The following is a 21,088-nucleotide window of genomic DNA, read 5'->3' as shown; positions in this document are numbered from 1 at the left end:
TCAGCTTAGGGCTCCAGCAGCTCGTACTGGGAGATCAGGTCCTCGATCTCCTCCTGGGCACCCTCGTAGTCAAGGACTGCATCGGGCAGGCCGATCTCCTCGAGATACTCCTGCCACTCCTGCGAAGTGACAATCTCCTCCAGGGCAGAAGCCATCTCCTCGCGCAGCTGCTCATCGATCTCATCGGAGGCGATGATGTAGAAGGTCGTGCCCATCGGAATCTCGAGACCGAACTCATCCAGGGTGGGGGCCTCGGGATTGTGGGGCTCAGTCTCCTCGGCCAGGATGCTCAGGATCTCCACGTCACCGGAGTCGATCTGGCCCTGCACACCCGCGGTCGTGCTGATCTGGGCGTCCACCTCGCCGCGCAGCACGGCAAGGATCCCCTCGCCGGCGCCGTCGGTGTAGGGCACGCTGCGCAGGTTCCAGCCGTTCTGCTCGTTGAGCAGCTGCACCGTCAGGTCGGTCTGAGCGCCCTCACCGGTCACGGCCACGGAGAGCTCCTCACCGGCCTCGGCGCGCTCGATGAAGTCCTCCATGGTCTCGAACTCACCGTCGGCGGCAACCATCAGGGAGAACGCTGACTCTCCGACCTTGGCCAGCGCCTCATATCCGTCGGTCTGGGTGTACTCCAGACCTTCTTCCACCAGGGGCTGCCACAGCAGCACATTGGAGGTCGCGAGCGCCAGGGTGGTGCCGTCCGCCTCGGCGGAGAGCGCCTCATTCAGGGCAATGGTGCTGGCGCCCCCGGTGCGGTTGGTGGAGGTCACGCTGATTCCGTGGTTCTCCTGCAGCTGCTCACCGATGCCGCGGCCCAGCAGGTCCGGTGTGCCTCCGGCGCCGAAACCGATGAGGATCTCCAGGTTGGAGTCGGGCCAAGTGCCGTCGTCGTCCGTCTGTGCATCGCCGCAGGCTGCCAGAGCCAGGGAAGCGACGGCGAGCAGTCCGGTGGTCTTCACGGCATAGGCGGTCTTCATCGGGTGAACATCCTTACAGCGGGTCGGAGACGAGTGAAGTCAGGCGCAACATGCTAGTACGCCTGCTGGCCCGACGGTGCACCCGCGCAACCTCACGTAATACAGCACCGTTTCCTGTCCGCCCTGAGCCGACGCGATGGACCACGGACGCAGACCTCTCCTTAGGATTATGGGGACATTCCCACCCCCTGACCCACGAGAGCTGAGGCTTTGAACGTGCCACGCATCGGATTCTTCACCCGCCTGTTGGAGACGGGAACCGCTGGTGAGCGGTACCGCTGGGCGCTGGAGCAGATTCAACAGGCTGAGCGCTGCGGATTCTCCAGCGCGTGGGTGGCCCAGCATCATTTCAACGCCAAGGAGGGAGGCCTGCCCACCCCGTGGCCACTGCTGGGCGCTGCCGCGCAGGCCACCTCCCGCATCCGCCTGGGCACCGCGGTCGTGACTCTGCCGCATGAGAACCCCATCCGTACCGCTGAGGATGCCGCCGTGGTGGACGTACTCTCTGGCGGACGCTTTGAATTCGGCGTAGCCCCCGGCGCGTCCCCGCAGGCGCTGGAGGCCTTCGGCTACGGCGGCGCCGATGTGCGCGAGATGTTCGCCCAGAAGTTCGCCCAGCTGCGGGCGGCGCTGCGCGGAGAGCCCATCGGGGAGGCCGGCTTCACCCTGCAGCCGCTGCCCTCCGGTCTGGACGAGCGGATCTGGCAGGCCACCTTCTCCGTCAGCGGTGCTGAACGCGCGGGCCGCGCCGGCGACGGGCTCATGCTCTCGCGCATCCAGCCCGGCAGCCGGCCCGGGGACCGGGTGGGACAGCAGCAGCTGGAGATGATCGAGGCCTACCTGGCCCAGCTGCCGGAAGGCTCCTCACCGCGTATTCTGGCCAGTCGCACGGCTGTCGTGGTTGATGAGAAGAACCGCCAGGTTGCCCTGAAGCACCTGCGGACCCGCGTGGCTGCGCTCGCGGAGCGGAACCTGAAGGTCGACGCCGCCACCTTGAGCGATGAGCAGCTGCTCGCCTACACCAACACCTACTTCGGCACCGTGGAGGAGGTCACCGAGCAGCTGGGTGCTGACGAGGCCGCCGCGCGCTCCACCGAAGTCAGTTTCCAGGTCCACTCCCTGGACCCCGGGCATGAGCTGACCCTGCGATCCATCGAGCTGCTCGGCACCGAGGTGGCACCCCGTCTGGGCTGGACGGTGGAGTCCTGATGACCGACATCATCAACGCTTTGGCCGGAATCCCGGCCGGCAGCAGGCTGGACCTGGTCCGCGATGCGCGCCCGCAGGCCCGGGAGAACGCCCAGCGCTCCTTCGAGCTGCTCTTTGAACCTGAGGAGCCCGGCTCGTTCACCCTGGCAGAGCGCTACGCGGTGGCCGCCTACACGGCGGGGCTGCACGCCAGCAACTCCCCTGCCCTGGCGTTCTACACCGAACTGGCCGAGGATGAGGCCGGTACTCCGCTGGCGGAGGCTGTCGCGGAGTTGGCGGCTCGGGATCGCCGCCCGGGCCCCTACGGGCACTACCGGGAGCCGCGCCATCAGCACGAGTCGGTCCCCGGCCCGAGCGTGGACTACCGTCAGCGTCCGGAGCCGGTCTCGGAGCGGCTGGCCGCGGCCCTGGAGCACGCACATCTGCTGAGCCTGCATCCGCGGGATGCCCGTCCCGAGCACCTGCGCCGCCTGGAGGAGGCTGGCTGGAGCGCCGATGACATCGTCACGCTCAGCCAGCTGATCTCGTTTCTGGCGTTTCAGATCCGGGTCGTGGACGGCCTGCTGGCCCTTCAGGAAGGAGCTTCCGCATGAACACCGTGCTGGAGTACCAAGACATCACGCGGCCGGAGGGATTCACTCAGCAGGGCCTGGGGTGGAGGCCGTGGCTTGCTCCTGTGCCCGAGGATGAGCTGACCGAAGCACAGCGGGCCGCCCTGCTGGACGACTTCCGGATCAAGAGCCCCTACTTCCGACTGCTGGTGCGCAATCCGCAGGCCCTGCATGCCCGGACCCTCACGGACAAGGACATCTTCTACAACGTCACCAGCGGCCTGCCGCGGGCCGACCGGGAGATCGCCGCCTCCGCAGCATCGCGTCTGAACGGTTGCGTCTACTGCGCCTCCGTGCACACCGCCCGCGCCACCGCGGAGTCAGGCCGGGCCGAAGACGTCCAACGCCTGCTCGACGAGGGCGTGGATGCCGATCTGGGCGAACCCTGGTCGGCGATCGCCGCGGCCTCCGCCGCGCTGACGCGTACTCCTAGCGCATTCGGCCGGGCGCACCTCCAGGCTCTGCGGCAGGCGGGACTGGGCGAGGGTGAGATTCTCGACGTGATCTACGGTGCGTCGTTCTTCAACTGGGCGAACCGCCTCATGCTCTCGCTGGGAGAGCCGGAGGTGCCGCCCCGCAGGCGATAGGGCTGATCTCGGCTAGGCAGCGACGCCGCTTTCAGCTGCCGGAGGTCAGTAGCCCCAGAAGCTCACGCCGCAGGGCGAGGTAGTCGCTGCTGGACTCCACGGCATCACGGTCGCGCGGGCGCGGGAACGGAACCTTGACGTCCTTGAGCACGGCGGCCTCGGGCCCCTGGGACAGGACCAGAATCCGGTCGGAGAGCAGCAGCGCCTCATCCACGTCGTGAGTGACCAGCACGAACGTCCGCTTCTCCTGCTCGGAGAGCTTCAGCAGCTGCAGCTGCAAGGTGTGCCGGGTCAGGGCATCGAGTGCGCCGAGGGGCTCATCCATCAGCAGCACCTCTGACTCCAGGGCGAAGGCCCGGGCAATGCCCACGCGCTGCTGCATGCCTCCGGAGAGCTGTCCGGGCTTCAGGTCCTTCGCGTCGGAGAGCTGCACCAGCTCCAGCCAATGCTCGGCCAGCCGTTCGCGTTCGCTCGCGGAGCGGTCAGAGCCTCCGTGGGCCTCCAGGGCGAAGAGCACGTTCTGCTTGGCGGTGAGCCATGGCAGCAGCACATGCTGCTGGAAGACGACGCCGAGACGCCGGCTGGGAGCGGTGACCGGCTCTCCGGCCAGCTCCACTCGTCCCGAGTCGGGCGCTTCGAGCCCGGCCAGGAGCTTCAGCAGGGTGGACTTTCCGGAACCGGAGGGTCCGATGATGGTGACGAACTCGCCCTCACGGATAGAGAAGCTCGTCTCGCCGAGCACCCGCTGGAACCCTCTCCGGCGGTGGGGGAATCCTTTGGTGACTTCCACGGCGGCGAGCGCGGGGGCGGCGGTGAGGGGTTCGGCGGTGGCCTCGGAGGTCACGGTCATGAGGGATTTCCTTCCACGCGATGAACGTGCGGGCGGGTCAGTTCTTCGGGATGAGTCGGTGCAGCTGGGCGATGGAGCGGTCGAGCACAAAGCCCACTGCGCCGATGATGAGGATGGCCACGACGATGCTGTCGATCTGCAGGGCGTTCCACTCCGTCCACACGAAGGTGCCCATGCCACGGTTGCCCACGATCATCTCGGCAGCCACGATCACGAGCCAGGCGGTGGACAGCGCCGTGCGCAGGCCGGTGACGATGCCGGGCAGAGTCGCAGGCAGCAGGATGCGCAGCGTCCTGTTAGTGCTGGTGGCCTCCAGGGTGCGGGCCAGGTCCAGGTAGAGGGGGTTGACCCGGCGCACCCCGTCGATGGTGTTGATGAGGATGATCCAGAGGCTGGCCATGAAGATCACGAAGACGGCGGTGGCCTCGGCGTCACGCAGCAGGGCCAGCCCCAGGGGCAGCCAGGCCAGCGGGGAGACCGGGCGCAGTACCTGAATGAACGGCTCCAGGGCGGCGTTGATGGTGCGGTTGGTGCCTAGCAGCAGCCCCAGCGGTATGGCCACCAGCGCAGCCAGCCCGAATCCCAGCAGCACGCGCTGCAGCGAGGCCACGAGGTGGAAGACGATGCCGACGTCGTTGGGTGGATTGTGGGTGAAGGCGCCCGAGAGCACCTCCACCAGACGCTGCCAGCTCGCCGCGGGCGTCGGGGCCAGCCCGCCGTCGTCGTACCCCATGGTGGCTAGCTGCCAGAGGCCGATGAAGAGCACGAAGAAGATCACGAAGAGACCCGCGGCCTTGAGGCGGCGCGCTGCACGGTCTCGTTTGGCGGCGTCCTGGAGCGACTGGGGGGAGGCCTCTTTGTGCGCGGTGGTGGTCATGATGCTGCCTGCTTACTCCACTCGAGGGGATTCTGAGGGTCGAAGGTGCGGCCGAGCACCGTCTCTGCGGTGCGTTCCTGCGTGATTCCGCCCAGAGCACCCAGGACGTCCGCGGCGGCCTGCGAGTCGAAGACCTCTGAGACGGCGGCCGAATACTCGGCTCCGGTCGTGAAGGTCTGCTCTCCGGTGAGCCCCCAGCGCTGCATGGAGTCCAACATCCATACGCCGTAGGACTCGTGGGGGTAGGGCTGGAAGCCGATACGGTCGGGGACCGAATGCTCCTCGCCGGTGCCGTCGGGGTAGTTCCCGGTCAGCACAGCGGTGAGCACCGGTTCCGGCAGGCCCAGGAACGCGGGCTGAGCCATGAGGGAGGCCGTGTCCGCGCGGCGCTGGGGGTCATCGATGAAGAGTGCCGAATCGCCGATGGCACGCAGCAGCGCCGTGTAGGTGTTGGGGTTGGCGGCGGCGAAGTCCTCGGCGACGGCGAAGCTGCAGCACGGATGCTCCGCCCAGAGGTCCTTGGTCAGAGTGTGGATGAATCCGGCGCCTTCGGCCACGGCCCGCTGGTTGAACTGGTCCGGCAGGCAGAAGGCGTCGATCTGACCGACGGCCAGGGCGGTGACCATATCAGCCGGGCGCATGATGCGCAGGTCCACATCGGTCTGGGGGTCCAGTCCCCCGGAGACCAGGTAGTCACGGGCCAGCAGATTGTGCACGGAGTAGTCGAAGGGCAGTCCCAGGCGAAGGCCTGCGAAGTCCTCGGGGGATTCGACCTGCCCCGCCAGCCGCTGGGAGACGGTGATGCCGTTGCCATTGATATTGGTGACATAGGGCAGTCGCAGGCTGCGCTGGCCGGAGGCGAAGCCGTGATGGATGGCCAGCGGCATGGGCGCCAGGAACTGGGTGGCGTCGAGTTCACCGGCGACGAAGGCGATCCACAGCTCTGCCCACCCCGTGAAGCGGCGCAGGGTCACGTTGAGCCCGTAGTGCTCGTAGATGTTCAGGGCCGCCGCGTTGACGATCGGGGAGGAGCAGGTGATGGGCACAAAGCCGATGGTGATGTTGGTCTGCTCGAGGTTCTCCGGCGCGGGCAGGCTGGGCTCAAACGTCGGGGGCTCGGCGGCTGTGGCCGGAGCACCGGGGCCGGCAGGCGCACAGGCCGCCAGCAGGGCGGCGGCGGAGGCTCCCGCTCCGAGCCCCAGCAGGCTGCGGCGGGAGAGGCCACCGGAGAACGAGGGCGAGTGCATGGAGCTCCTTCGTCGAACGTCTCAGCGCCCGTGGGCCAGTTCCCAGCGCAGCTGCGCTTCGGAGGGAGACTGCACGGGCAGGAAGGTCGCCTCACGGAAGCGGCGGTTGGCGTCTGAGGTGACCACGTAGCCCTTGCCACCGGAGGTTTTGATCTCCAGGGTCGCCAGTGCCACCGCGAGCTGTCCGGCCTGCAGGCGCAGGGAGAGGATCTCCGAGCGCTGGGGAGCGTGCTCCGTGTTGACCCGCAGCGCGTAGTCGCGCAGCAGCGCCTTAACCTCCGCGAGCTCATCCTGCAGAGTCCGGAACTCCTCGAAGAACACCTCATTGAGGCCGGGCAGATTGCTGCGGGCCGCCCGGAAGCTGGCCGTTGCCAGCCCCAGGCAGAAGGCGCTCTGCAGCACCGCGAAGGTGGGGCGGCATCGGGCCAGAAAGCCGTAGAAATCCTCCGAGAGGACCTGCTCCGCCGAAATCCGGACGTCGGTGAGCTTCACGGAGGTCGAGGAGGTGCCCTGCAGGGCCAGCAGATCCAGGTCTCGGCCGATCTCCACGCCCTGAGCATCCAAAGGGAAGCTCACCACGATGGGGGTCTTCTCCCCCTGGGCGGTCTCCCATGCCGAGGTCGCGACGACGGCGTCCGGGTAGAGATTGGAGGCCCAGGGCAGCCGACCGTTGAGAATCAGCTCCTGCCCCTCTCGGACCGCGGTGAGATCCAGGGTTCCCGCCCCGGCGAACGTCTTGAATGCCGAGGCCATCCCGGAGACTCCGGGGACGGTTCCCTCACGCAGTCCGGTCAGCACCGAGTGGGCATACGGCGTACCGGCTGCGGCGAAGTACTCCACGGCCATCCGGTGGCCCCAGAGGGCGAACCCCGTCGAGAGGGACCGTTCAGCGAGCTGCTCGATCACTGCCGCCTGAGGCAGCAGGTCTCCCCCGCTGTTGCCTGGTGCCCCCAGGTCGTTGAGACCGTGCCGGCCGAGCTCGGGGAGGAACTCGCGAGCGAGCGCGTCCCCAGCGTCGATGGCTGAGGCGCGCTCGGCGACCGCCTCCAGGAGGTCGCGGGGCACCTCGGTATGGGTCAACGGGGCGTCGGCGGGTGCAGTGGTCATGGCAACAGGCTCCCTGCGGCTCAGCCGTGGCTGGCGGCGTCGCCCTCGGAGTCGGTGGGGGCCTCGCCCACGGTCAGAGTGGTCTCGAAGGTCGCCGGACGCTTAAAGGTATTCACCACCGGCGACCACGCGATGGCGTTGTCGGTGATCTCCTGCAGAGTGGCCTCATCGGCGTCGCCATCGAGGACTACGTTGACACGCACGTGGGAGACGCCCAGGACCTTCTCGGGATCGAGGTCGCCCACGCCCCAGGTGGCAGAGATGTCGATGTCGCCCTCGAGCTCCACCTCGATCTTGGTGAGCGTCACTCCGCGGTGGGTGGCGTTGGCCAGCAGCCCCACGGAAATGCAGGAGCCCAGGGCGCCCAGCGCGAACTCGGTCGGGTTCGGGGCCTCGTCGTCGCCCAGGAGTTTGTGAGGCTCGGAGATCAGGAAGGGCTTGTGATCGCGCACGTAGTTGAGGTTGCGGAAGCCGGCCTCAGCCACAGTCTTAGTCTTGACCACCTTGTGGCCGTGCTCGGGGTTCTCCCGGTTCTTCTGAGACAGGTTGGCCAGGCCTTCAGCATCGATGCCTTCAAGATGAGTCGTCTCGGCGCCCATAGGAACGGTTCTCCTTCGAGGTCGGTGGTTCACGTGCGGTACGGACCATCATCCGTTTCCTCGCATACTACGAGCTGGACATCGGGTGAACATAGACCTCTTCATCTGGAGACATAAATGCCCGACGACGGCAGCACAACGGCCCGCCCCCAAGGAAAAGAGGACGGGCCGTCAGCGGGATCAGTCAGAGGCGACTGCTCTCATCCCCACAGCTTCTTCGTCGCCAGCGCTGCTCCCTGCGCCAGGGACTCAAGCTTGGCGAAGCCGATGTCCGGGTGCAGACGTCCTCCCAGGCCGCAGTCGGTGCTCGCCTGGACGTTTTCCTTGCCCACGCGCTCGGCGAAGCGTAGGAGACGCTGCGCCACAAGCTCCGGGTGCTCAACCACATTGGTGGCGTGGGAGACCACCCCGGGGGCGATGACTTTGCCCTCGGGCAGCTTCAGGTCGTCCCAGACGGTGTACTCGTGCTCGTGCCTGACGTTGCCGGCTTCGAAGGTGAAGTACTTGGCGTTGGCCTCCAGGCACAGGTCCGCGATGTGACGGAACTCGATGTCGGTAGTGTGCGGACCGTGCCAGGAGCCCCAGCAGATGTGCAGGCGGACCAGCTCCGGGTCGATGCCCTCGAGGGCGTAGTTGATGGCCTCGATACGGATCTGAGTGAACTTCCGGTAGTCCTCCACGGAGGGCTCAGGGCTGATTTGGTCCCAATTCTCTGCCAGGGAGGGGTCGTCGAGCTGAAGGATGAGGCCGGCGTCGGTGATCGCCTTGTACTCGTTCTTGAGCACATCGGCCCACGCGTAGATGTGCTCCTCCTCGGTCTTGTAGTAGGAGTTGGGCACGCGAGCTCCGGAGCCGGGGGCGATGGAGGTGATGAACCCCTTCTCCAGCCCGACGGCGTCAAGGCCAGCCTTGAGGTTGGCAATGTCGGTCTCGATCGCCTCCTGACCCCGCCAGGTGAGGGGACCGGTGGTGGCGGGGAAGGCGGTGGCCTGTTTGCCGGTCTGCAGCTCTCGGGAGGTGTAGAACTGCTTGAACTTCACCCAGTCGCGGCGGTTGAGCATGTTGGTGAGCTTGATGTTGCCCGGGCTGGACTCCTGGTGGGGCCAGCTGAAGAGATCCTCGCCGGTGACCTCGAGGCCGCCGACGCGCTGGAAGACGTAGGACCACCAGGCGCCATAGTCCACCGCGGAGCTCATGGCCTTGCCGTATTCGCCGTCGCCGGGCAGCGTCACGCCGGCCTCGGCCTGCTTCTTCACCAGGTCCACGACCGCTTCACGCAGCAGCCGGTCGAACTCCTCGGTCTTCTTCAGAGTGAAGCCGTCGTCCTCCAGCTCACGGGCGGCATTGGCTTCAATGAGCTCATCAGTGCGCGGCAGAGAGCCGGCGTGGGTCACGAGGATCTGCTGATCGGGGTCCTGCGAGAGGGGCAGTCCGTTGAGGGAGTCAGGCATGCGAGCCGTCCTTTCGTTTCATCCGTGGGTGACGAAAGTCGGTTCGCTTCAGGTCGTGGTGCCTGCCGCGAACCATCCTTGTCGAACACTCCACCAGGTGTCATGAGGAATTGGTTCGCAGCGGTGCCGAGCAGAGTCCGCTGCGTCCTGTGTGGGGACTGCGGAGTGCTGGGCGCGAGGCTTCGCATGCGCGCTGCCGAAGAATTATGTTCAATTCTTCAGCAGGCATCATAACCACAGTTCCCTTCGGCGGCGGAAATATGACGGCACTAGACTGTGGGGCAGGACACCGACCCCGTAGAGAAGGAGCCCCCATGGCCAAGGATTCAAGCTTCGACATCGTCTCCCAGGTGGACAAGCAGGAGGTCAACAACGCGCTGAACCAGGCCCAGAAGGAGATCGCCCAGCGCTATGACTTCAAGGGCACCGGCGCTGAGATCGACTTCTCGGGCGAGAAGATTCTCATCAAGGCCAACTCGGAGGAGCGGGCCAAGGCCGTGGAGGACGTGTTCGGCTCCAAGCTCATCAAGCGCGGCATCTCTCTGAAGTCCTTCGACTCCGGCGAGCCCTACGCCTCGGGCAAGGAGTACCGCATCGAAGGCACGATCAAGGAAGGCATTGATCAGGCCACTGCCAAGAAGATCTCCAAGATCATCCGCGACGAGGGCCCGAAGTCCGTCAAGGCGCAGATTCAGGGCGATGAGCTGCGGGTGACCTCGAAGTCCCGGGACGACCTTCAGGCCGTGATCGCGCTGCTGAAGGACTTCGACGACGCCGCCCTGCAGTTCATCAATATGCGCTGAGCAGGTCCACCACGGAGTCCTCCCGGAAGGGATCCCCTTCGTAGAGCGTGCCGGTCTCGCCATCCTCATACCGGGACTGCACCGCCTCATAAGAGCGCTCGGGCAGGCGGTAGAAGAAGGTCCTCGGGAGTACGTCGTGGGCTGAGTTCAGATAGTGCTCGACGAACTCGGCCACGGCGTCGTTCTCCTGAAGGGCGCTCGTGGAGACGTAGATGAAGAGCGGACGTGTCAGCGGCTGGTAGCTGCCGTTCTGAGCGTTCTCCAGCGTGGGCACCACCCCGTCAACCGCCACGGTGGAGATCACGTCCCGGGATTCGTCGTCGCCGGCGCTGTAGTAGTTGCCGATGCCCATGAACGCCAGAGCATTGGGATGCTCCGCAACCCAGTCCACGAGCTCGTCGAGGTCATCGGTGGCGAAGTAGTCCTCGCGGATCTGCCCTGTCTCCCCCACGATCTGATGGGTGAACACATCAAAGGTGCCCGACCCGGCCGGACGGCCTGCCAAGTCGATCTGCTCTTCCGGCCAGTCCGGCCGGATGTCCGACCAGGTCCTGACGTCAGAACCCGGTTCCCAGACGGCGCGCAGCTCATCAACTGTCATCTCTGAGGCGAAGTCGTTCTCCAGATGACGGACGACCGTCAGGGTGTCCATTCCGATGGGCAGCTCTAAGAACTCCACGCCGTTGTCTTCGCAGAGGCTGAGGAAGTCCACCGGCTGACCCTCCCCCGGGATCGCCTCGGAGGCATTGTTGATATCGGTTTCTCCCGCGCAGAACCGCTGGAAGCCGTCAGCCGTCCCCTCCCTGGAGATCTCGACGCTGAAGTCCCCTTCCCGGGCCATGAGCTCGGTGATAGGGGCCACCGTCGCTGAACCGGAGATGCGGATAGTCTGGGCAGCTTGAGCCTGATCCTCTCCACAGCCGCTGAGCATGGCCGCCATCAGGACCGTGCCGGCCGCTGCGAGAGCGGTGGTGCGTGGACGCGTCACCTCTCTTCCTCCTGTCCCGCGTCAGCGCGGCCGCCCCGGAGCTCCTGGAGCATCAGCCGGAAGAAGACTCGAATCTCACTCCAGCGCACGGTGGCGGCGGCGAGATGCTCCTCCAGCTTGTCGACTTCCTCGTGCTGCATGCGCTCCTGCTGGATCTTCACCAGCTCATGGCGGAGTTCGGCGATGGACTCCTCCGCCTCGAGCAGGATGCGCGCAAGCTGGGTTTCGACGTCGGGAATCTCAGGGGAGTTGGTCATAGCAGGCTCTCCAGTCGGGGATCGGGAATCAGAAAGCGGTGGTGGCGAAGATCAGCACCAGAGGAATGACGACGAATACCCCAAGCGACCAGGCAAAGGCATAGACCTTGCGTTCGGCGGAGCGTGCCGCCAGCCAGGTGGCACCCCGTACCGGAATCAGGCGCAGAAATGGGAGCCCGAAGATCAGCACGGTGGAGAAGACGTTGAAGAAGAAATGCACTAGCGCCGCCGTCAGGGCCGCTGTAGCTTCTGGGCCGTCGAAGGCGAATGCCGCGATCAGGGCGGTGACGGTGGTTCCGATATTGGCCCCCAGCGTGAAGGGGTAGATCTGCTTCAGAGTGAAGGCTCCCGATCCGGCCAGCGGCACCACGAGGGCAGTCGACGTGGAGGACGACTGCACCATGACGGTGATGAGTGCCCCGGAGCCGATTCCGGCAAGGGGCCCGCGTCCGATCGCTATGTGGAGCACGTCCTTGGCCCGGCCCACCATGAGGATCTTCAGCTGTTTGCCGATGAAGTTGATGACCAGCAGGATCAGCGCGATGGCGACAACGATCATGACGATCCCGTGCCACACAGCCGGCAGAAAACTCAAACCCTCCTCGATCAGATTCGACAGAGGCCGCGTGGCGGTCTTCACGACCGTGCCCAGGCCGCCGAAGATCGCGTTGAGGACTCCCGCTTCGGCTCCTGCCGTTGCATCGGCTAGCGCTGTGGCGGTGCGCTGGAGCAGGCCGAACATCATCTCCAGCGGCAGGAAGATCACGACCGCCAGAAGGTTGAAGAAGTCATGGACGGTGGCGGCGGCGAAACCGCGGCGAAACTGCTCCTTATCCCGCACCATGCCCAGGCTCACCAGCGTGTTAGTCAGCGTGGTGCCGATATTGGCGCCCATAATGATCGGCACGGCGATCTCCAGCGGCAGCCCTCCGGCCACCAGGCCCACCGTCACCGACGTGGTGGTGGAGGAGGACTGGGTCAAAGCGGTGGCGACGACGCCGATCATCAGAGCAACGATCGGGTTCGTCGCGAAGGAGAAGAGAGCGTCCGCCTGATCACCGGTGGCGATCTTGAACCCGGACCCGATGACGTTGACGGCGGTGATCAGCACATACACCGCGGCCGCAACGGACATCCAGTTCGCGATGGCCAGACCGCGCCCCGTCAGACCGAACCTTTCGAAGGGACTCCGCGGTGGTGCGGCAGGCGACTTCGCATCAGGCTCGTCAGCACGGGCCTCAACAATGGGGGATGTCATGTCTGCTCCTGCAGGCCAGGGCGCTGGCGTGGTGCCGGCGCGTTCCACGCGCAACATTAAGCGGGCCGCACGAGCCGTTCCCAGGACATCTGGGTGAACTCCCGATGAACATCACGCGTTCTGCAGTGCTCCTGCGCGGCGCGGGCGGTGGGCTCTAGGTGCGGGAGTCTCGCTCGCCATCGCCGCTGCGCAGCTCCTCCAGGACTTCAGTGAAGAGCGCCTTCAGATCCCGCCAGCGACCCCTGGTGGTGGCCAGATACTCCGGGAGCTTGTCGATCTGTTCGTGCTGTCGTCTCCTGAGTCGCTGCTCGGCGAGCTCCTTGCGGATCTCGGTGACCGTCGCTTCAGCGTCGCGCAGGATGATCTCCAGCTCGATCTCCATGTCCTTCAACGCTTCATCCCATTCGGGATCCAGTTTCTCGGCTTCGGCCATCACAGCATCACGCTTCCCAGAATGAGGGCCAGCGGGAGCGCGACGAACAGACCAATCACCCACAGGAGTGCCACGACCTTGCGTTCGCCGGCCAAGGCTCCCATGCGCCCGGCCGCAAGCGGGGGCAGGCTGCGCACATAGGGCACCGAGAAGATCACCAGCAGCGCGGTCACATTGAACAGGAGGTGCACCAAAGCGGCCTGCAGGGCAATCACGCCCTCCTCTCCGGTGAAGCTGAAGGCTGCGATGAGCGCGGTCATGGTGGTACCCAGGTTGGCCCCCACGGTGAAGGGATAGAGCTCCTTGAGGCCAAAGTGCCCGGAACCGGCCAGCGGTACGGCCAGAGACGTCGTCGTCGAGGAGGACTGCACCATCACGGTGACCGCGACGCCGGATCCCACTCCCGCCACTGGACCGCGGCCGATGGCGCCGTGGAGCACTTTCTTAGCGGTGCCCACGAGCAGGACCTTCAGCATGCTGGAGATGAAGTTGATGACGAAGAGGATCAGCCCGATGCCCAGGAGAATCATGATCACCCCCTGCCAGACGTCGGGGAGGAAGCCCAGCCCGAACTCCAGAGCATCAGCGCCGGGATCGGTGATGAGGCTGACGCCGTCGCCGATCCGTTCAAAGACGTAGGCCACGGGTCCGCCCTCCGCGCCTGCAGTCTGCTCCGAGAGCCACTGGGATGAGCGTTCCAAGAAGCCGGTGAGCAGCTCCACGGGAAGAATCAGAGCCACGGCCATGAGGTTGTAGAAGTCCTGCACCGTGGCCACCGAGAATCCTCGGCGGAACTGCTCTTTGTCCCGGATCATGCCGAGGGAGACCAGGGTGTTGGTCATGGTGGTGCCCATATTGGCGCCCATGAGCACCGGAATGGCGATCTCCAGAGGCAGTCCGCCCGCCACCAGGCCTACCGTCACCGACGTGGTGGTGGAGGAGGACTGGGTCAGGGCGGTGGCCACGATGCCGATCATCAGCGCGATGAAAGGGTTGGTGGCGAAGGCGAAGAGCTCCTCGGCCTGGTCTCCGGCCGCCAGTTCGAAGCCGTTGCCGATCGCGTTGACCGCCGTGAGCAGCAGCCATACTCCCAGTGCCACCGACAGCCAGTGGGCCATGGTCAGCGCTCGGCCTTCCAGACCGATCCGCTCAAAGAGGCTGGTGAGCCGTCTGGTCGGCTTCTCTTCGGCGCCGCGGCGGGAGAGCTCGTCCTCGTGCAGCCTCAGCTCGGGGTCTTCTTCGGCGAGGGGATCCTCACCCTTGACGGGGTCATACTTCTTCACGGTCATGACAGGTCTCCCTGAGTCCGTTTTCAGCAGTTATCTGACTGGGTCAGCCCCCACGCGTCACCTACTGTGCGACGCGCAGGTGTAACTGCAGGTGAAACGGACGTGAACTGGCCGTGAATTCGGCGCGGCTTCGGGAGATTCTTAGCCGGCGTTCAGAAGCGGGACACCTCAGAGCGCGAAGATGAGCACCAGCGGCAGCGCCACGAATACTCCGAGCACCCAGGCGAAGGCGTAGATCTTTTTCTCGGCCGCGAGGTTGGCCAGCCAGGTGGCACCCTTCAGGGGCAGCTCGCGAAGGAAGGGCAGGCCGTAGATGACCACCGTGCCGAAGATGTTGAAGAACAGGTGCACGAGCGCGGCCGTCAGGGCGATGGTGCCCATGGCGCCGTCGAAGGCAAAGGCTGCGACCAGTGCAGTGATGGTGGTGCCGATGTTGGCTCCGAGGGTGAAGGGGTAGATCTGGCGCAGACCCAGCGCGCCGGAGCCGGCCAGCGGGACCATCAGCGCCGTAGAGGTCGAGGAGGACTGGACCATCACGGTCACCAGCGCGCCGGAGCCGATCCCGGTGATCGGTCCGCGTCCCACCGAGGCGTGCAGCACGCGCTGGGCGCGGCCCACCAGGAGCACCTTCAGCTGACGCCCGATGAGGTTGATCACCGCCAGGATCAGCGCGATGGCGACCACGATCATGGCGATGCCGGCCCAGGGCCCGGGCAGGAAGCCTAGAGCGGATTTGATGAGGTTGGACAGCGGGCTGGTGGCTCCCTTGACCACGGTGCCAATGCCGCCGAAGACGGCGTTGAGCACACCGGCCTCGGCTCCGGACAACGCCCCGGAGAGGGCGCTGGCGGTGCGCTGGAGCAGGCCGAACATCATTTCCAGCGGCAGGAAGATCACGACCGCCAGAAGGTTGAAGAAGTCATGGACGGTGGCGGCGGCGAAACCGCGGCGAAACTGCTCCTTATCCCGCACCATGCCCAGGCTCACCAGCGTGTTAGTCAGCGTGGTGCCGATATTGGCGCCCATAATGATCGGCACGGCGATCTCCAGCGGCAGCCCTCCGGCCACCAGGCCCACCGTCACCGACGTGGTGGTGGAGGAGGACTGGGTCAAAGCGGTGGCAGCCACGCCAATCATGAGGCCCACGATGGGGTTCGCGGCGAAGGAGAAGAGCTCGGATGCTCGGTCGCCCGCGGCGGCGGAGAAGCCGGCGCCGATCACGTTGACGGCGGTGATCAGCACATAGACGCTCGCCGCGACGATGAGCCAGTTCAGGACCGCGGCGCTGCGAGGCGAGAGGCCCAGGCTCCGCAGCGGTCGGGGAAGCCTTGAGGGCTGGGATGCGGGTGCGCGAAGTGCGGCGTCCTTCTTATCCACAGCGGGGATGACGGCCATAGAATCTCCTTGGCGTGCGGCCTGTGCAATGCCCTCAGGGCCCTGGTCTGGAACGCTCCAGCACCCTGTTCTCCCACACAGTGACAGTCCAAAGTGAACTCCAGGTGAACACCTGGCCAATACGACTCAACTAGTCCAGTTCTGTGGCGGATCTCACTCACAGAACGCGGGCAGCAGCGCCTTGAACTCCTCGTAATCCTCATCCTCCGGCTCCAGGAGCTCGCCGTCCTCGTCGAGCACCGCGCATTCACCCTCGGGGACATCGCTGGGGCTCGGCGAGGGGCTCTCAGTGGGGGCCGGGTCCTCACTGGCGGGCGGCGCGTCAGGAGAAGGGCTTGGGGACGGCGTCGCGCTGGGGGACGGATTCTCAGTGTCCGGGGCCTCCGGTGACGGCTGGGGTGACGCCGAGCGGCTCGGACGCGGCGAGCTACTGGGCGTCGGTTCGGAGACTGAAGGCTCTCCCGAAGGCGAGGCGCTAGGTGAGGGCGATTCCGCCTCCCGCGACTCTGAAGGCTCCGGAGACGGTGAGGGACTGGACGATGAGCCCGCGGCGCTGACCGCCTCGTCCTGCTCGTCATCGTCCGGGCCGCGATCGGGCACATAGCTGCGGTATTGCCCTCCGTAGAGATGCTCCGGCTGGTCGTAGAACCCCGGAAGGTAGAGCGCCGGATTGACCCATTCGCCGTGCAGGAGCACCTCAAAGTGGACGTGACATCCGGTTGAGCGCCCGGTGGTGCCGGAGATCGCGACGACTTCTCCCCGCTCCACGGTCTGACCGATACGCGCGACGAATGCCTCGTTGTGGCTGTAGGCAGTCTTGACCCCGTGGCCGTGGTTGATCACCATCCGCCATCCGCCGGCGTCGTGCCAGCCGGCCGACTCCACTACGCCGGACTCCGCCGAACGCACCGGGGTGCCGCAGGCCGCGGGATAATCCTGGCCGAAGTGGAACTGACGGCCCGGACCGGTGGGGTTGTCCCTCCAGCCGAAGGGCGATGACAGGTAGCTGAACGGCACCGGGTGCATCAGCGCCAGGCCGCCGGGGAGACTGAGCATGCCGCCGGTCTCCGCATCCCAGCCCGGCACTTCGCGCTCGAACTCCTCCGGGAGAAAACGCTCCTCATGCGGGGGCGGCCCAGGGATGGCAGAGGCAACACCGGGAACCATCCCACCGACCGTGGCGGCAGAGAGCTGCAGTCCACTGCCGGCCGTCGCGCCGGCACCCGAGGACAGCAGCGTGGGCAGTTCCCAGCCCGCGTAGGCGGCGTCACGGGAGGCAACCTCCGGCGGCGCGGCGGTGGAGGCCATCAGCGGTGGGGCGATCAGAACGGCTGCTGCCGGCAGCACCAGGCAGCGGCTCCAGAGACCGGGATGACGGAGGCCGGAGCGCGATGACCGAGAGTTGTGGGAATCCGTGGACGAGGTGCGGTGCTGAGACACTGCCGACGCCTTCCAAAACGGGGAGGTCAGAGAGAGGCCTTGCCCTCATCAGCCTAGCGGCGGGGGCGTGATCGTGGAAGACCCCGGCATAGGATGACGTTGTTCTTTACCAGAACCACCACCACACACCGGACGCCAGGGAGTGACCGCCAGATGCACCACCACAACGGACGCCTGAGGACCGCGGGTCTGCTGGCCTTCCTCTTTGCCATGCTGCTGCTGGTCGGCGCCATCGTCGCCTATGCCAGCGGCACCCCGCAGTTCCTGTTCATCTTTGGCCTGATCGGCGTGGGCACCGTGGCCTATTCGTACTGGAACTCCGACAAGATCGCCCTACGAGCGATGAAGGCTTACCCGGTGACCCGGGAGCAGGCCCCAGCGCTCTACGCGATGGTGGAGGAGCTCGCCGCCCGCGCTGAGCAGCCGGCCCCGCGGATCTACATTGCTCCGACTCCCACTCCCAACGCTTTTGCCACGGGTCGCAATCCGGAGAACGGCGTCGTGTGCTTCACCGAGGGCATCCTGAACCTGCTCACCGAGCGGGAGCTGCGAGGCGTGACCGGCCATGAGCTGATGCACGTCTACAACCGCGACATTCTCATCTCATCAGTGGCCGCAGCCGTGGCGGGCTTCCTCACCACGGTCACTCAGTTCTTCCTGCTGTTCGGCGGCGGAGGCGGGCGCAACAACCAGGGCGGCAACCCGCTCATGCTCGTGGGGGCCCTCCTGGCCGCCCTGCTGATGCCTCTGGCGGCGAGCCTGATTCAGATGGCCATCTCCCGCACTCGGGAGTACGACGCCGACTCGGATGGGGCCGCGCTGACCGGTGACCCCCTGGCACTGGCCTCAGCGCTGGCCAAGCTCGACGGCGGCATTGCTCGTCAGCCGCTGAAGGAGGATCCCAAGCATGACGCGCATGCGCACATGATGATTGCGAACCCCTTCGGCCCCCGCGCCAAGCAGATGTTCTCCACCCACCCGCCGATGGCCGAGCGCATCGAGCGCCTGGAAGCTATGGCCCGCGGCCAGTAATCACGTCTCAAACTGCACGCACAACAGCGGGGGCGAGAACCCTTGAAGGACTCCTTGTGGCGACGCTGCACAGCAGCGGAGCAAAGGAGGAGGGTTCTCGCCCCCGCGCATGTGGTGGGAGATGAGAATTACTCGCCGCGGGAGATGCGGACCATCTCCTCACGCGGAACGACTTTGACGCGCTCACGAGCGCTGCCGGTGGGAAGCTCGCCGTAGGCCGCGCCCAGGCCGAGCTCGTGCTCATCGAGCTTGAGCCAACCTTCCCAGGTGGTGTACTGCACTCCGCGGGACTCGAGCAGCTCGATCACGGCCTGCTCATCCGGTTCCGCAGCGGCAGGCAGGCTCTGCGCGTCGGCCACCAGGCAGTCGATCGTCTCCATGGCATCGCCCTTGGTGTGGCCGATGAGTCCCACCGGCCCGCGCTTGATCCAGCCCGTGGCATAGGTGCCCGGAATGTGCTGGCCGTTCTCATCGAGCACCCGGCCGGCCTCATTGTGGATCACCCCGCGCTTCTCGTCGAAGGGGATGCCCTCGATCTCGGAGCCGAAGTAGCCGATGGCGCGGTAGACGGCCTGCACCTCGTAGTCCACGAATTCTCCGGTTCCCCGCACGTTGCCGGTGCCGTCAAGCTCCATGCGCTCGAAGCGGATCCCCGCCACCTTGCCGGTGCCGGTGCCGTCCGCGTTCTTCCCCTCGAGGATCTCCACGGGCTGGTGCAGGAAGTGCAGGTGGAGCCGGCGGGAGGCGGCCTCGGTGCGCTCCTCCTGCTCGACCAGCCAGTTGGTCAGGGTGTTGACCATGGTCTTGGTCTGGTTGTTGGTCTTGATCGCCTCATCGGAGGCCTCGTCAAACTCGAAGTCCTCCTCGTAAAGGACGATATCGACGTCGCGGCTGTGGGAGAGCTCGCGCAGCTCCAGCGGGGTGAACTTCACCTGGGCGGGGCCGCGGCGGCCGAAGACGTGCACATCGGTGACGGGGGAGGTCTTCAGGCCCTCGTACACGTTGTCCGGAATCTCGGTCTCCAGAAGGTCGTCGGCGTGCTTGGAGAGCACACGAGCCACGTCCAAGGCCACGTTGCCGTTGCCGATCACCGCGATCTGTGCCGCCTCCAGCGGCCACTCGCGGGGGTAGTCGGGGTGACCGTCGTACCAGGAGACAAAGTCCGCGGCACCGTAGGAACCCTCAAGCTCCACCCCGGGGATGTTCAGAGCGGCGTCCTTGATGGCGCCGGTGGCGAAGATGACGGCGTCGTAGTGGCGCCGCAGGTCCTCGATGGTCAGATCGGTGCCGATGGTGACGTTACCGATCAGGCGGATATCACCCCGGTCCAGCACCTTGTGCAGAGCCTTGATGATGCCCTTGATGCGGGGGTGGTCCGGGGCCACGCCGTAGCGGATCAGACCGAAGGGAGCGGGGTAGCGGTCGAACAGATCGATGCTGACGCTGATGTCGTGCTTCTTCTGGGCCTTGGCCAGGATGTCTGAGGCGTAGACTCCGGCGGGGCCTGCACCGATCACGGCGACGCGAAGGGGCCGGGTGGAGGACGTGTCAGACACTGGTGGGAGGTCCTTTCAGACTGGTGTAGTGAGAGTGGTTGCGGCGCACAAGAGGCCGATTTACCTCAAGACAGTATGCCTTATTGGCAACAGCACCTGCCCCGCTCCTTCTTCCCGATGTCACGCACATCACGGGGTTGTAGGCTGGGACGATGGCGGAGATCTTCCTGGAGCGCTTCAAGCAGCTGGTGCCCAAGTACCTGGACGACAAGTGGACTCCCTCGGAGGGTTACTCCCCCGATGAGCTCGCGGAGCTGCTGGCAGATTCGGAGCTTCCGGACTCCTCGCGGCTTCCCCTAGTGCTGGAGGAGTTCTACCTCGCGCTGGGCCGATGCGAGGAGATTATGGAGGCCTATCACTTCATCTTCGACCCCGATGAACTGGTGGCCGAGGAGGGCCACCTGCTGTTCCTGGAGGACGAGGAGGAGCGATGGGCCTGGGGCGTGGACGTCGCTGATCTGACGATTCCCGATCCCCTCATCTACCGCCGCAACAACGCCACCCACGAATGGACGGGCGAGGGGGCGACGGTCAGCGAGTTCCTCTTCGATCTTCTCGAGTTCTCCTTCGAGGAGGACTAGGGCCGTGAAGCACGACGACGGCACCGACCTGTGGTCCTCCCACGCCCCGGCCGGCTACCGCTGCCCCTTCTGCGCCCTGGCCGAGGGGGACACCTCAGATCCGGGCAACCGGTGCGAGCTCAGCGACCTCGTCCATCAGGATGAGGATCTGCTGGTCTTCATTGCCTGCGACGGCTTCGGCCCCCATCCCGGGCACGCGATGATCACCCCCGTGGGGCACTACGAGGCGCTCTATGATCTGGACGACCGGTTGCTGGCACGTATCGGCGCCATGTCCCGTGATGTGGCTCTGGCCATGAAGAAAGCGTGGAATCCCGAGGGCACCAGCGTGCGCCAGCACAACGAACCGGCGGGCAATCAGCACGTCTGGCACTACCACCTGCACATCTTCCCGCGCTACAGCGACGACATGCTCTACCGACAGATCCGCCAGCCCCTGGACCCTGAATACCGCGCCCGGCTGGCCGCCGAGCTGCAGCCCGCCCTGGCGGAGATTCTGCGGGAGAGGCAGCAGCTCTAGCCCCCTGGCGGTTCGCACCCC

Annotated in this window: 22 protein-coding genes; 7 read left to right on the top strand and 15 right to left on the bottom strand. The window is 65.9% G+C overall.

Features of this window, described 5'->3' with window-relative positions:
* Nucleotides 1–5: 5 nt before the first annotated feature.
* Nucleotides 6–977 carry a Bug family tripartite tricarboxylate transporter substrate binding protein gene (locus RH857_RS03500; protein ID WP_310536593.1) on the bottom strand — a complete coding sequence of 324 codons (972 nt, stop codon included), beginning with the start codon at nt 975–977 and terminating at the stop codon, nt 6–8.
* 216 nt (nt 978–1,193) lie between these two features.
* On the opposite strand from RH857_RS03500, the gene RH857_RS03495 reads away from it, so the two are divergent.
* Genes RH857_RS03495 through RH857_RS03485 form a run of 3 tightly spaced genes read left to right on the top strand, consistent with a single transcriptional unit; the run spans nt 1,194 to nt 3,384 of the window.
* Nucleotides 1,194–2,186 (top strand): LLM class flavin-dependent oxidoreductase, encoded by a 993-nt coding sequence (locus tag RH857_RS03495; RefSeq protein ID WP_310536592.1) that lies wholly within the window; start codon nt 1,194–1,196, stop codon nt 2,184–2,186.
* Nucleotides 2,186–2,779, top strand: a complete 594-nt coding sequence (locus RH857_RS03490) for a CMD domain protein (RefSeq protein ID WP_310536591.1) — start codon at nt 2,186–2,188, stop codon at nt 2,777–2,779. The genes RH857_RS03495 and RH857_RS03490 overlap by 1 nt, the downstream gene beginning before the upstream one ends.
* Nucleotides 2,776–3,384: an alkylhydroperoxidase domain protein gene (locus RH857_RS03485; RefSeq protein ID WP_310536590.1), complete on the top strand. Its 609-nt coding sequence runs from the start codon at nt 2,776–2,778 to the stop codon at nt 3,382–3,384. The genes RH857_RS03490 and RH857_RS03485 overlap by 4 nt, the downstream gene beginning before the upstream one ends.
* Before the next feature lie 31 nt (nt 3,385–3,415).
* On the opposite strand, the gene RH857_RS03480 is transcribed toward RH857_RS03485, so the two are convergent.
* The 6 genes from RH857_RS03480 to RH857_RS03455 form a co-directional block, all read right to left on the bottom strand.
* Entirely contained in the window at nt 3,416–4,174 is a 759-nt protein-coding gene (locus tag RH857_RS03480) for an ABC transporter ATP-binding protein (RefSeq protein ID WP_425573468.1), read from the bottom strand.
* A gap of 97 nt (nt 4,175–4,271) precedes the next feature.
* Nucleotides 4,272–5,111, bottom strand: a complete 840-nt coding sequence (locus RH857_RS03475) for an ABC transporter permease (RefSeq protein WP_310536588.1) — start codon at nt 5,109–5,111, stop codon at nt 4,272–4,274.
* Nucleotides 5,108–6,358, bottom strand: a complete 1,251-nt coding sequence (locus RH857_RS03470) for an ABC transporter substrate-binding protein (protein WP_310536587.1) — start codon at nt 6,356–6,358, stop codon at nt 5,108–5,110. The genes RH857_RS03475 and RH857_RS03470 overlap by 4 nt, the downstream gene beginning before the upstream one ends.
* Nucleotides 6,359–6,379: 21 nt before the next feature.
* On the bottom strand, nt 6,380–7,465 hold the full coding sequence (locus tag RH857_RS03465; RefSeq protein ID WP_310536586.1) for an acyl-CoA dehydrogenase family protein: 1,086 nt from the start codon (nt 7,463–7,465) through the stop codon (nt 6,380–6,382).
* Nucleotides 7,466–7,485: 20 nt separating this feature from the next.
* Nucleotides 7,486–8,064, bottom strand: a complete 579-nt coding sequence (locus tag RH857_RS03460) for an OsmC family protein (RefSeq protein WP_310536585.1) — start codon at nt 8,062–8,064, stop codon at nt 7,486–7,488.
* Nucleotides 8,065–8,264: 200 nt separating this feature from the next.
* Nucleotides 8,265–9,515, bottom strand: a complete 1,251-nt coding sequence (locus tag RH857_RS03455; RefSeq protein ID WP_310536584.1) for a cobalamin-independent methionine synthase II family protein — start codon at nt 9,513–9,515, stop codon at nt 8,265–8,267.
* A 314-nt stretch (nt 9,516–9,829) separates the two neighbouring features.
* Here RH857_RS03455 and RH857_RS03450 point away from each other — a divergent pair, with 314 nt between their 5' ends.
* The gene (locus tag RH857_RS03450; protein ID WP_310536583.1) at nt 9,830–10,318 is read left to right on the top strand and encodes a YajQ family cyclic di-GMP-binding protein; all 489 of its coding nucleotides are present in this window, start codon (nt 9,830–9,832) and stop codon (nt 10,316–10,318) included.
* Here the strand turns inward: RH857_RS03450 and RH857_RS03445 are convergent.
* The 7 genes from RH857_RS03445 to RH857_RS03415 form a co-directional block, all read right to left on the bottom strand.
* A complete protein-coding gene (locus RH857_RS03445; RefSeq protein ID WP_310536582.1) occupies nt 10,305–11,306 on the bottom strand; it encodes a PstS family phosphate ABC transporter substrate-binding protein in 1,002 nt (333 codons plus the stop codon). The two genes, RH857_RS03450 and RH857_RS03445, sit on opposite strands and share 14 nt — an antisense overlap.
* Nucleotides 11,303–11,563 (bottom strand): hypothetical protein, encoded by a 261-nt coding sequence (locus tag RH857_RS03440; protein ID WP_310536581.1) that lies wholly within the window; start codon nt 11,561–11,563, stop codon nt 11,303–11,305. The genes RH857_RS03445 and RH857_RS03440 overlap by 4 nt, the downstream gene beginning before the upstream one ends.
* Nucleotides 11,564–11,591: 28 nt before the next feature.
* On the bottom strand, nt 11,592–12,821 hold the full coding sequence (locus tag RH857_RS03435; RefSeq protein WP_310536580.1) for a Na/Pi cotransporter family protein: 1,230 nt from the start codon (nt 12,819–12,821) through the stop codon (nt 11,592–11,594).
* Between the two features lie 154 nt (nt 12,822–12,975).
* Nucleotides 12,976–13,254 carry a hypothetical protein gene (locus tag RH857_RS03430; protein ID WP_310536579.1) on the bottom strand — a complete coding sequence of 93 codons (279 nt, stop codon included), beginning with the start codon at nt 13,252–13,254 and terminating at the stop codon, nt 12,976–12,978.
* Nucleotides 13,254–14,543 (bottom strand): Na/Pi cotransporter family protein, encoded by a 1,290-nt coding sequence (locus RH857_RS03425; protein WP_310536578.1) that lies wholly within the window; start codon nt 14,541–14,543, stop codon nt 13,254–13,256. The genes RH857_RS03430 and RH857_RS03425 overlap by 1 nt, the downstream gene beginning before the upstream one ends.
* A gap of 168 nt (nt 14,544–14,711) precedes the next feature.
* Nucleotides 14,712–15,938 (bottom strand): Na/Pi symporter, encoded by a 1,227-nt coding sequence (locus tag RH857_RS03420; protein WP_310536577.1) that lies wholly within the window; start codon nt 15,936–15,938, stop codon nt 14,712–14,714.
* Between the two features lie 153 nt (nt 15,939–16,091).
* Nucleotides 16,092–17,285, bottom strand: a complete 1,194-nt coding sequence (locus RH857_RS03415; RefSeq protein ID WP_310536576.1) for a M23 family metallopeptidase — start codon at nt 17,283–17,285, stop codon at nt 16,092–16,094.
* Nucleotides 17,286–17,531: 246 nt separating this feature from the next.
* Here RH857_RS03415 and RH857_RS03410 point away from each other — a divergent pair, with 246 nt between their 5' ends.
* A complete protein-coding gene (locus RH857_RS03410) occupies nt 17,532–18,410 on the top strand; it encodes a M48 family metalloprotease (RefSeq protein ID WP_310536575.1) in 879 nt (292 codons plus the stop codon).
* A 128-nt stretch (nt 18,411–18,538) separates the two neighbouring features.
* Here RH857_RS03410 and RH857_RS03405 read toward each other — a convergent pair whose 3' ends face one another.
* A complete protein-coding gene (locus RH857_RS03405; RefSeq protein ID WP_310536574.1) occupies nt 18,539–19,966 on the bottom strand; it encodes an FAD-dependent oxidoreductase in 1,428 nt (475 codons plus the stop codon).
* 152 nt (nt 19,967–20,118) lie between these two features.
* Between RH857_RS03405 and RH857_RS03400 the strand changes: the two genes are divergently transcribed.
* Both RH857_RS03400 and RH857_RS03395 read left to right on the top strand, forming a co-directional pair.
* Nucleotides 20,119–20,547 carry a hypothetical protein gene (locus RH857_RS03400; protein ID WP_310536573.1) on the top strand — a complete coding sequence of 143 codons (429 nt, stop codon included), beginning with the start codon at nt 20,119–20,121 and terminating at the stop codon, nt 20,545–20,547.
* 4 nt (nt 20,548–20,551) lie between these two features.
* The gene (locus RH857_RS03395; RefSeq protein WP_310536572.1) at nt 20,552–21,067 is read left to right on the top strand and encodes an HIT family protein; all 516 of its coding nucleotides are present in this window, start codon (nt 20,552–20,554) and stop codon (nt 21,065–21,067) included.
* The last annotated feature ends 21 nt before the right edge of the window (nt 21,068–21,088 follow it).

This window comes from Nesterenkonia flava, from assembly GCF_031432335.1.
GTDB classification, from domain to species: Bacteria; Actinomycetota; Actinomycetes; order Actinomycetales; family Micrococcaceae; genus Nesterenkonia; species Nesterenkonia flava.
This window is presented reverse-complemented; position numbering and strand designations above follow the sequence as displayed.